The 11,370-nt window shown below is 59.4% G+C and carries 8 protein-coding genes and 1 tRNA gene; 6 read left to right on the plus strand and 3 right to left on the minus strand.

Features of this window, described 5'->3' with window-relative positions; all coding sequences use genetic code 11:
* Positions 1-206 precede the first annotated feature (206 nt).
* Positions 207-3,293 carry an ATP-binding protein gene (locus tag F451_RS26415; protein WP_083928534.1) on the minus strand — a complete coding sequence of 1,029 codons (3,087 nt, stop codon included), beginning with the start codon at positions 3,291-3,293 and terminating at the stop codon, positions 207-209.
* A 49-nt stretch (positions 3,294-3,342) separates the two neighbouring features.
* Entirely contained in the window at positions 3,343-4,524 is a 1,182-nt protein-coding gene (locus tag F451_RS0123470) for a response regulator (RefSeq protein WP_020683871.1), read from the minus strand.
* 860 nt (positions 4,525-5,384) lie between these two features.
* Between F451_RS0123470 and F451_RS0123475 the strand changes: the two genes are divergently transcribed.
* Positions 5,385-7,070 (plus strand): outer membrane protein assembly factor BamB family protein, encoded by a 1,686-nt coding sequence (locus F451_RS0123475; RefSeq protein ID WP_205624069.1) that lies wholly within the window; start codon positions 5,385-5,387, stop codon positions 7,068-7,070.
* Between the two features lie 525 nt (positions 7,071-7,595).
* Here F451_RS0123475 and F451_RS0123485 read toward each other — a convergent pair.
* Positions 7,596-7,671, minus strand: a tRNA-Arg gene (locus F451_RS0123485).
* Between the two features lie 355 nt (positions 7,672-8,026).
* On the opposite strand from F451_RS0123485, the gene F451_RS0123490 reads away from it, so the two are divergent.
* From F451_RS0123490 to F451_RS28250, 5 genes are all read left to right on the plus strand, one after another.
* A complete protein-coding gene (locus F451_RS0123490) occupies positions 8,027-8,911 on the plus strand; it encodes a MotA/TolQ/ExbB proton channel family protein (RefSeq protein ID WP_240476535.1) in 885 nt (294 codons plus the stop codon).
* Complete coding sequence (locus F451_RS0123495) at positions 8,901-9,293, plus strand: ExbD/TolR family protein (RefSeq protein WP_020683874.1); 393 nt, start codon at positions 8,901-8,903, stop codon at positions 9,291-9,293. Before F451_RS0123490 ends, F451_RS0123495 begins: the two co-directional genes overlap by 11 nt.
* Positions 9,290-9,721 carry an ExbD/TolR family protein gene (locus F451_RS0123500; protein ID WP_020683875.1) on the plus strand — a complete coding sequence of 144 codons (432 nt, stop codon included), beginning with the start codon at positions 9,290-9,292 and terminating at the stop codon, positions 9,719-9,721. Before F451_RS0123495 ends, F451_RS0123500 begins: the two co-directional genes overlap by 4 nt.
* Positions 9,718-10,566: an energy transducer TonB gene (locus F451_RS0123505; protein ID WP_020683876.1), complete on the plus strand. Its 849-nt coding sequence runs from the start codon at positions 9,718-9,720 to the stop codon at positions 10,564-10,566. The genes F451_RS0123500 and F451_RS0123505 overlap by 4 nt, the downstream gene beginning before the upstream one ends.
* A gap of 64 nt (positions 10,567-10,630) precedes the next feature.
* Complete coding sequence (locus F451_RS28250) at positions 10,631-11,206, plus strand: hypothetical protein (RefSeq protein WP_020683877.1); 576 nt, start codon at positions 10,631-10,633, stop codon at positions 11,204-11,206.
* The last annotated feature ends 164 nt before the right edge of the window (positions 11,207-11,370 follow it).

Here is an 11,370-nt window from a genome sequence, read left to right on the forward strand (position 1 = left end):
TCAAACGGCGGTCAAGGCCAGCGTTCTCTCCAAACCTCCAGACCCGCCTTGGCAAGGCCTGAAACAACTTGCAAACCGAAGACCCAACGTACTCGCACCCACGGCGACCTATACGCGTCAAACGGCGGTCAAGGCCAGCTCTCGTCCCAAACTCCCAGACTTGTCCCGACAAAGCCCGAAACAGCCTTCCCTGCGCACCCCACTCATCAGAGCGCGGCAATGCGCCGATCGACTTCGGCCACCTGCAGCCTGAACACGGGAATCAGTCCATCGATTTGAGCCATATCCCCGTTGCGGGCCGCCTCTTCCAACTGGGCACAGTAATCACTGAGGCGCACCGCGCCCACCGAGCGGGCCGACGATTTAAGCTTGTGCGCCATGGCACAAACACCTTGAACCAAGCCCTCCTCGTAAGCCTGAAGCAGCTCGGCGGAGGTCTGCAGGCCGTAGTGCCGAAAATCCTGCAACAGTTCTTGTATCGCTTGCGGATCATCCCCCACCAGCGCCGCCAGTTCGCCGGTATCGAGCACTGCACTCTCGGTCGGGCTATCGGTGTCAGGTGCTGCAGTGACATCGAGTGCTCCGGCAGGCGTTGCGCTTACCCCGGCTTCATCGCTGTCAGTGTCAACCGCAGACGTCCTGCTGGTATCCGCCAGCGCCCGCGGGTCCGGTATCCACTTGTCCAGCATCTCGCCCAGCACCGCCAGCCGGGCCGGCTTGCTCAGAAAGTCATCCATGCCGGTATCCTTGCAGCGCTGCGCCTCGCCTTTTAGCGCATTGGCGGTCAGGGCAATAATGGGCATGTCGGTCGGCGCTGCCCGCAGCGCCCGGGTGAGCTGATAACCATCCATCTCGGGCATGTGCAAATCGGTCAGCAGCAGGGCGTAATTGCCCTTTCGCCACAGTTCCAGCGCCTCGCAGCCATTGGCGGCGATATCGGCGGTGTACCCCAGCAGGCCCAGCTGCTGCACCAGTACCTTCTGATTCACCTTGTTATCCTCGGCCACCAGAATCAGGCGCCCCTGCTGCAACGCTTCCTCCCGGCTCGGCAGGACATCCGCAACCACGGTCTCGGTCTTGGCCCATTGCACCGGCTCGAGTATTTTGCGCCGGCTGGCGTAGGTCACGGCGGCCAGCAGCATCTCCCGAGACAGCACATTGCCGTCAACCTCTACCCGGTTGGGGCGGGCCTGACGGGGATAGCGCCGCTGGCCGCGCTCAATCTGCACAAAGACAATCTCCTGCCCCGCAGCCCCCTCGGCAGCAAGCTCAAAGCCCTGCATCTCCCGCGCCTGGCGTTCGATATCCACCACCCAGACATACAGCCCTGCGCCCTGGCTCAACTGCCAGCGCTGCGCCTCTTTCAGGCTGCTCACCCGCGCGGTCTGACACCCCGCATGCTGCAGGTAGATATACAGGTCAGCCGCCAGGCTCGATTGAGACCCCACCACCAGGCAATTCAGTCCCGCTGCCGAAGACTCGGCGATGGGCGCCGACTGCGCATCGGGCAGACGCTCAAGCGGCAGGGATACACTGAACAGCGATCCCTTGCCGGGTGCGCTCTGCACACGGATGTCGCCCTGCATCATTTTTACCAGGTGCAGCGAGATCGCAAGCCCCAACCCCGTACCGCCAAAGCGCCGCGTGGTGGAGGCGTCGGCCTGCTTGAAGGCAGTGAACAGGCTGGCCTGCGCGTCTTCGCTCATGCCAATGCCGTTATCAGCCACCTGTAACAATACGCGGACCTGCTGCTCCGTCTCCTCCTCCAGCGTGACCCGCACCGACACCTGGCCGCCCTGCCCTTCGCTGGAAAACTTGATGGCATTACTGGCCAGATTCAGCAACACCTGACGTATGCGCAGCTCGTCGCCGAGCAGCAATGGTGCCAACTGCGGGTCGGTAAACATGCGCAGCTCCACGCCGCGGTTGCTGGCCTGGTTATCCACCATGGCGCAGCACTGCTCCACCGTGGCGGCAATCGAAAAAGGCGCCGGATCCAGTTCCAGGTGACCGGCTTCGATCTTGGAGAAATCCAGGATGTCATCAATGATGCTCAGCAAAGACAGTCCGGATATGCGAATCAAATCCACCATGCCCTTCTGCTTGGGCTCCAGCCGGGTCTGCTCCAATACATCGACCATGCCAATCACACCGTTGAGCGGCGTCCGTATCTCGTGGCTCATTGTGGCCAGAAACTCGGATTTGGCCTGGCTGGCATGCTCCGCAGCCTCCTGCGCTTGCTGCAGCTGCTCGGTACGGGCAAGCACGCGCTGCTCCAACTGCTCATTCAGCTGCTTAAGTGCAACTTCCGCCTGTTTGCGAAGGGTAATATTGTGATGGGACAAGATCACCCGCACGGCCCCTTCACCGACACGAAAACGGCTGACGGTGCACTGAAACCAGTGCTGCTGCGCGCCGTGCAAGACATACTCAAAAGCTCCCTGTTGCTGCTCGCCCCTCAACACCGCGCGAATCAGCGCAGCCGCAGCCGTTCCTTCCTGCTCCGCCGGACCGCAGACGCTAAAATAGTTTATCCCTCTGCGAATCGGCTCATGCCGGTTGCCGTTGTTTTCAGCAAAGCTGCGCCAGGACTCATTACAGGTAATCAGCCCACCATCCTCATCCAGCACGACAATATGCACATTGAGCGCATTGATCAGGGCACGCATAAAGCCTTCGCTGACCCTTAACTGCGAAGTGCGCGCAGCAACACTGCGCTCCAGGGTTGCATTGGCCGCATGGAGTTGCAGCTCACTGGCCTTGAGTGCCAGCTCAAGCTGTTTTTTGTCGTGAATATCGGTATGGGTGCCGGATATGTAAAGCGGACTGCCCGACTCGCTACGGCTCAGGGCGCTGGCGCTGGTGCGCACCCAACGCCACTCGCCACTGCGGGTAAGTAACCGGTGATCGTGCTCATACTCCTGGCAGCGCCCCTGCAGCAGATCATCCATGGCCTGTTCCACAACGGGTTTGTCATCCGGGTGCACCCGCTCGGCCCAGGTTGCATAGTTGTGCTCCAGCTCATCGAGCCGATAGCCCAGCATGCTGGCCCAGCGGCCGCTGTATTGAATCACATCGCTGGCCAGGTCCCAGTCCCAGTAACCGAGTTTGCTGCTATCGATCACCCGCTGCAGCCGCGCCCTGACCTGGGTCAGTTCCGCCGTGCGCTGAGCCATCTGATTGCGGATCCGCGTCTGTTGCCTGGCACACAGGAATGCAAACAGGGTCGCAACCAGCACAGCCAGTACCGCCGTAACCAGGTAGATAGAATCGGGGAAAGTCGCGGTCATCATCCTTGCCTCGTCATAACGCGGTGATACGTGCTGGCGGCGGTTTCGAGTATCAGCCGCTGCGCACCAAAGATCTGAACTTTTTCAGGAGAGTCGTCTTGTCGAACGGTTTGACGACAAAGTCACAGGCGCCGGCCTTGAGGCTTTCAACCACCACATCCCTTTTGCTGTGGCCCGTAATCATGACCACCGGGATGCTGGCAAAGGCCTCAATGGCCTTGATACGCCGGGTGGTTTCAATACCGCTCAGATCCGGCAGGTCAATATCCATAAAAATAAGCTCTGGCCGCCGGCTGCGAATTACCGCCAGGGCGTCCATACTGTTCAGCGCAAAAATCAGCTCGGCGCCCGATTCTTGCAGCAGGCGCGCCACCAGCTTGTGCTGAAATTCGTCATCATCCACCACCAGCACCAGCGGCTTGCGGGTCTCGGTCAGCGCTTGCAGCTCACGCACCGACTCCAGCTGCGGTTCCAGCTCCTGACGAAACCGCTGTGCCCAGTCACTGACAGGCTCCATCGCCCTTGATGCCGTATCCAGATGCTTGTCGACATGCTCGGTCTGCACGCGCGTAAACTCCGCCTGCAACATTTCAAGTACCGACGCCCCCGCCGCGCCCCCCGCCTCGCGCAACTGCTGCTGTCCCTCGGACGAGAAGCGCGATGCGAACCCTTCCAGCGCCAGCCGAATATCCTCGCCAGACTGATCCAGCGCTTGCTTGCCCGATGCGATAGACTCAGCCCCCTGCATCAGGCTGGCCTTCAGCAAGGACTCCAGTCCGGCAATACGCCGTGCCTGGAAGGCCAGTTCACTGGCCGTCGGAATCTCGGCCTCACCCAGCGCCAACTGACGCAATGCATGATGAACCTCCATACCGAGGCGCGTTGAGTCATATCCCAGCGGCCAGAACAACACGTAGCTCGAGAAGTGGCCCTTTTTACACAGGCTGTACACCTGTTGCAGTTCGTCCTTGCTGCACAGGATCAGCGTTTTGTGAGGATGGGCATGGGCCTGGGCACTCAAACGATACAGCCCCAGATAATAGGTCTGAGCACGGGCTAGCGATGCAAAGGCCAGCACCAGTACTGCGGGGCTGTACTGTTCAAAGTCCTCCACCGCCTTGTCCGGGTCAGTGGAGATAAACACCTGATCAAATTCTTTGCTCAGCAGGTTGGAGACGATATCCGCATCATCTACATCATCTGCGACAACCAGAATGGTTTTATTGGCGTTCATGCAGCATCTTCTTGCAGGATATTGAAAATACAAGGAAAGATAGCACGCACCGAGAGCCGGGGGCGGATTGAATGTAACAAAAAAGTCAAAACACAACGCAAGACCGCCACGCCGGTACGTGACTTGAAAAACAGCCGCTGAGAGTACTCAGAATATTACGGTGCGGGAGCGTTTGGAAAAGGCGTGACTGAACTTAAAAACACAGCAATGCAGCGTTATGCCGATACTGCGCAGGATACCTCGAACACGTATCCGCTTGACTGAAACCCTTGTACTACAGGCACATGTAGCGGGTGCGAACCTCGGGCCTGGCCAGGTCACACAGGTGCATGCTGATCCCCTCCGGGGTGAGCTCCACTCCATCTCAGCCGCCACCTGCAGCTGACCGAGGTAGCTAGGAGTGCCGCTGGTGTCGCAGATCGAGGATCTGACAAAGGAGTAGGCCACACGGTCTGCGATACTCAGTGGAAAGAATCTGCTCAACACGCTGCAAACGCTGCAAACGCTGCAAAAAATGATCCGCTTGAAGCAAAACGATTCATTGCTATTTTCATGGCGCAATACTAAATGTTACCTGTTCCACTCTAATTCCTTCAGCGAAAAGAGCCGACTGGCGGCGGCAATAAAGAAGCCGGCCGGGTTCGAATTGCGTGCCATTCAGACAGGGCGTATCGAAAACGGCTGGAATCACAACAGCCAATTGTCGGAAGGATTTTCGCTAATGCTCACAGCTCCCCCTTTAAGGGCGCGTTCCGCGGTTGAGCTGAATCGCTACCGACGTGTTGCTAACGACCAGTGCTGCGCAATCAAGAGCCACGGTCGTACATTCGCAACGCTTTGAAACCAAGGGAAATTCAATCATGAAGACTGTTTATCTAGCGGGTCGATGGTTAGCTTTGAACAGCACACACTGCCGGTTCTTCGCTTACAGACTTGCATACCATGTAGTAAAGATGGCTCTTCGAGCCAAAAGCACCCTGCACAAACAATCGATTACGGTGCCTGCCCTCGTGGCTACTATGGCCGGCGTACTCATGATACCGCCGGTTGCGACCGCGTCCCAGGGCAGCGACTGGATCTCCGCGGGTGGAAACCGACAGAACACCCGGCACCAGCAGGCCGAACATACACTGAGCGTCGAAAACGTGAACGGTCTGATCCAGAAGTGGGTATTGCAAACCGGCGGCGATGTCTCTGCCACCCCCGCGGTAGACGCCGATACGGTGTATGTTCCCGACTGGGCGGGCAATCTATATGCCGTTGACAAGCTGACGGGCGCCGTAAGGTGGCAGGTCAGCATCGCAGAGGTCACCGGCCTACCAGGTGACAAGGCACGGGCGACTCCGGCAGTGACCGAGGACAAGGTGATCATTGGGACGCAGGGACCGTTCGGGAACGGAGGAAAGATACTTGCCTTCGACAAGTTCACCGGTCAGACCCTCTGGAGCACACAGGCGGACTCACACCCAGCCGCGATCATCACCCAGTCGGCAACAGTGTTCGACGGGCGGGTCTACGTCGGGGTGTCGTCACAGGAAGAGGCGCTTGCCGCCTTCATCCCCGGGTATGTACTGTCGTTCCGGGGAAGTATGCTTGCCCTCGACCTCGAGACCGGCGCAATTCTCTGGAAGACCTACATGGCCCCGCAGGGATACACCGGCAACGCCGTGTGGGGCAGCTCTCCGGCGATCGACACCAGGCGTGGCCAGGTTTACATTGCCACTGGCAACAACTACTCGGTACCGGACGACGTTCTTGACTGCGTGGCTGCCGCCGGTGGCGATCCGGTCGCAAAGAGCGCGTGCCTCCCTGCCGATAACCACTTCGATAGCATTTTGGCGCTCGACATGAAGACGGGAGCCATCCGATGGGCCACTCGTGCTACACCGTACGATGCGTGGACGCTGGACTGTGTCCCTTTCCTCGGTGACGGGTCCCTTTGCCCAGACCCCGCTGGCCCTGGCTATGACTTCGCCCAGGCCCCGGCGCTGTTCAGGATCAAGGGAACAATGGGCAAGCCACTCGACGTAGTGGGTGCCGGGCAGAAAAGCGGCCAGTACTGGACGCTAGACGCTGACACTGGAGCTGTTCGGTGGGTGACCCAGGCCGGACCGGGCGGGTCCAAGGGTGGCCTGCAGTGGGGATCGGCCGTCGACGGCCAGCGTATCTACACGGCCAATGCCAATAGCGACCTTGAGGACTGGACCCTGCCCGATGGGTCGACCACGACGAACGGGGTGTGGAGCGCGATGGACACCAGTTCCGGGGAGCTGCTCTGGCAGGTCACCCCATCGTGGGGCGGCAGTACATCGGGCCCAGTCACCACCGCCAACGGGGTGGTGTTCGGATGCTCGCTCGACCCGGAGGGACACATGTACGCCCTGAACGGAGCAACTGGAGAAGAGCTGTGGAGCTTTGCCAGCGGCGGTTCGTGCCTGTCAGGTGCCGCCATCTCCGATGGCATGCTCTTCTGGGGATCCGGCTACAGCAACTTCGGACTCGGAACGTCTAACAACAAGCTCTACGCGTTCGGGCTGCCGGACTGATCCCACATGATGGTCAGAAACGCCTGCACAGGGGCCGGCCGAGTGTCGGCTACCCCCTTTTCGCTGGCGCCGAATGCAAAGCCAGCCGCAAGCCATGCGGTATGCCGCTTTCGAGCTTCGTTATGGTCGCCATCGCGGTGTTCAGGAAGGCTGCTCAGAATTCGAGCTTTTTCGTCTTCCCTGAGTTGATTCCTCGTGGACTTGAGGCATGGTTATCCCAATGCACTCAAAAGCTTGCTGGACGCGACAGAGCGCGACCGCTGAGCGTTGCGCAGCAAGGCGCCGACGTTTTGTACGGAGCGAGATCTTATCTCGGGTTGAGTGTGGTCAGATGCAATGTCGCGAGGAAGTTTGACCCGCAGATAATAGGTCTTGTGCCGATCTGTATAGCAGTGGTGCAGAGTGGTCATACTCACCTCTCAGGTGTGACACTCTGACGCGGTCAGATGTGACACTTTGAGAGTTTCCGCACCATCAAAAATCACTAACTAATTGATTTACAATCAATTTGTAGCGATAGGGAAATGGTCTCCCCGCAGGGACTCGAACCCCGATCTAAGCCTTAGGAGGGCCTCGTTCTATCCAGTTGAACTACGGAGAGATGGAATGCCTGAGCTGCGCACGGTGGCAGATCGACATGTTTCCAGCGCCGGGAATGCTATTGCATTCGCTCCCCGGCGTCAACCGGTGCACGCAGTGTGCGTGCTCTTCCTCCTATTCCACGCTCTCAAGAGCGACTGAATACCCCCAGGCCATAGCCATACAGTCAATACAGACCCTTCGGGGAGTTCGCCCACGACAACCCGGCTATCAGCCCGGCATTGAGCGATAAATGTCCGCTTTTTCAGCCCCAACCGACGAATTGCCCACTCACACATTGAAATCTTAATAATAACAATTATCATTGGCATCATGATTTAAATACCATGCAGCCGGAGCTTAACGTGGACCCCTCAATGGAGACAGCAACGCCAGTCATGCAGGAAGCAACCCCGATGGACGCTCCCGCTCCCAACATGCCCACGGATGTGAGTGCCAACCTCAGCACCACTCCAGGGGCCGAACTCACTGACACAGCACACGCCGCACTGACAACAGCCGGGCAACTTGCGACAGACCCGGCAACCGGCCTGCCTCTGGCGGACAGCCTCACGGTGGCCGAACCCCAGACACTGCTGGATCAACTGCAGCAGTTTCTCAGCGTCGGAGGCCCTGTCGTCTGGATCCTGCTCGGTTTCTCCGTAATTGCACTGAGTATCTTTTTGCTCAAGATCTGGCAGTTTGCCCAGCTGCGGCCCGAATCCAGCCCGCAGCTGGAAAACAGCCTGGCGCACTGGCGCGCCTCCCGATTCGATGACGCCAGGGATGGCCTCAAGGGGCCGGGCCCGGTAAACGAACTGGTTGGACTGGCCATGGCCGGGCTGCAAAAAGGCGGCAATGCTGCACTCCTTCGGGACGAACTGGAGCGGGTCGCTACCCTGCGCCTCAACCAGCTACGTGCATTCTTGCGCCCGCTCGATGTGATCGCCATGCTCAGCCCGCTGCTCGGCCTGCTGGGCACGGTTCTGGGCATGATCGGCGCCTTCCAGCAAATGGAAGCCGCCGGCAATCAGGTGGATCCCTCCGTCCTCTCCGGTGGCATCTGGCAGGCGCTGCTCACCACCGCCGTCGGTATTGCCGTCGCCATTCCGGTCACCCTCGCCCACAGCTGGCTGGAACGCAAAGTCGAACGCGTCGCCGCACTGATGAGTGATTCAGTGACCCGCGTATTTACCGCTGCGCCAAATCTGCAGCCGGCGTCCAACGGACGCGATACAAAGGCCCTGCGCAATGCGGCTTGAACTGGCAACGCCTGCACGCAGGCGTGCCATCAGCCTGACACCGCTTATCGATGTGGTTTTTATCCTGCTGCTATTTTTCATGCTGTCCTCCACCTTCACCCAGTGGCGCCAGCTGGATCTGGCCGTACCGGGTCGCGGAGACGCACCGGCGTCCATACAACATCAGGTGCAGCTGCTGAGCGACAGCGGTCGTTTTAGTATTGATGGCATCGAGTTTGATATGCAGGACACCGATGCCCTGGCACTGCAGATTAGCGCTCAAGCCGATGACCTCTTTGTCATCAGTGCCAACAACGGCCTGGGCACACAGACCCTGATCCGGCTGCTGGATACTCTGAAAGCCAGCGGTGCGCGGCAGCTGTCATTGGCGGAGGCCCCATGAAATTCAGTGCACAGGCAGTGCCCGCAAGCGCCAACAGGGATGACAACCTGATTCCGCTGATTAACGTTGTTTTTTTAATGCTGATCTTTTTCATGGTGGCCGGAAACATAAGCCGCTCGGACGCCATCCACATTAATCCGCCGGCATCGCTAAGTGAAAAAGCAGCTGCCGCACAGACACCGATGATTATCCTGCTGTCATCAGCGGGGTCTATTTATATGGACGATATGGAACTGGACGCCTCGCAATTAAAAGACCGCATCGCCAGCACGCTGGATAAAAGCCAGGACCCACAGGCACTATCGGTATTACTCAAGGTGGATGCCGCAACTCCGGTAGAACTGTTGCTGCAAACGCTGGGGCAGATAAAGGCTGCCGGCATGCTGAAAGTATCACTGGCCACCCGCATGGCGGAGCGTTCCGCATGATCCGTGCGCATCACTGGGCCATTGCGCTTGGCGTGGCGGTTGGTGTGCACCTGATAGCGCTGGGTCTGGTGCTGGCCCACGAGCCCGTCGAAGGGGCCAAAGCCCCGGGGGAACAGGGCATCGAAATCGACCTTGGAATGCTGGGTGATCTGGGTTCCCAGACTCAGAAACGGCAGGCGGCCAAGTCGGAACAGGCAGCCGAAACACCCGTAGAAGCCCCGCAGCCAGACGTTGCCACGCCCGTGGCAGAGCCTGCGCCGGAACCGGCAACAGTGCCCGACCCCGTGGCCCTTGCCGAACCGGTCATTGCGAAGCAGGCTGCGGAACTGACGGTCAAGCCCAAACCCAAGCCCCGTGAAGCGGCCAGGCCAAAACCCAAAACGAACACCGAGATCAGGCCTTCGCGACAGCCAAAACCGGTTACGCCGCAGCCCGAAGCCACTCCGGCCGCAACCGCTTCGCGGCAACAGACCAGTACCGAGGGCAAAGACAGCAGCGATGCCCGGCGCATGACCACCGGCAGCCAGGCTGCACTCAGTACCGGTGGCAATCCCGGTGCCAAACAGTCGTATTACGCCCTGATCGCAGCACGCCTGGCCCAGCATAAACGCTATCCCATTCGTGCCCGCCGCAAGGGCGAGGAAGGTATCGCCAAACTGTTTTTCATACTCGACCGCAAAGGCAGTGTTATTGAATATCGCCTGACTGAGAGCTCTGGCTCCAAATTACTGGATCGCGCCGTGATTGATATGTTGAAAAGCGCCACGCCGCTGCCGGAATTTCCGGCGGACATGGCCATGGAAACCCTCACGATCAATATACCGGTAGCCTTTTCAATTAATTAGACGTCCCGCTGCCAGTGTCCCTGTAAAGCCGGCTGACTCCACAGCCATAAACACAAGCCCAGGCATGGCTGCCCGCACCGCGGTGGCCGGGCATTCCTGTGCCTATTTCAAGGAAAGTAACCGTGTCAGAGAAAATGTCAGACAGCGCCATTCAAGCCTGCACCCCAGGGCTCCCCTCAGCCTGCGCCGGGAACGGGACTTCAGCCGCAGAGCCTCCCTTGCCGGCAGCCTGACACTGGCAATCTCGACCGCCATGATCGGTTCGGTACAGGCGGAGGAAGTCTCCCTGGGTACGCTGGTCATCGAGGACGGTCGTATTGCTGCCGATGCCAACCCCTATGCCGAGCCCAATGCCCCCTACAAGGCCAGGCGCAGTGCCGACAGCCACCATGTGCGGGATATCGCCGACACGCCGCAGACCATGACGGTACTGACCAAGAGCGTGATCGAGGAATCCGGCAAGACCGAACTCAAGGACATTCTCAGCGCCCAGCCCGGCATTACGCTGGGCACCGGCGCCGTTGGCGTCGCTCATATGCTGCGGGTCCTGCGCGAGGAACTGGAAGTCTGCATGGCCCTGGCCGGCACGCCCCGCATCGGCGACATCACACCCGCCGCGCTGTACCAGGGCCGTTTTTGAGGCACCCTGACCTGCAGAACGAAAAAAGCCCCCAGCACATACCCTAAGGGCACGCGATGGGGGCAACCACAATGGCACAAGGTAAAGCGCGTCCGGTGCCGGGGCTATACCAGCCCCAGCGCCAGCACCGGGAACAGAATCAGCAGGAACAGCCGCACCACATC

The organism is Marinobacterium rhizophilum DSM 18822, assembly GCF_000378045.1.
Taxonomy (GTDB): domain Bacteria; phylum Pseudomonadota; class Gammaproteobacteria; order Pseudomonadales; family Balneatricaceae; genus Marinobacterium_A; species Marinobacterium_A rhizophilum.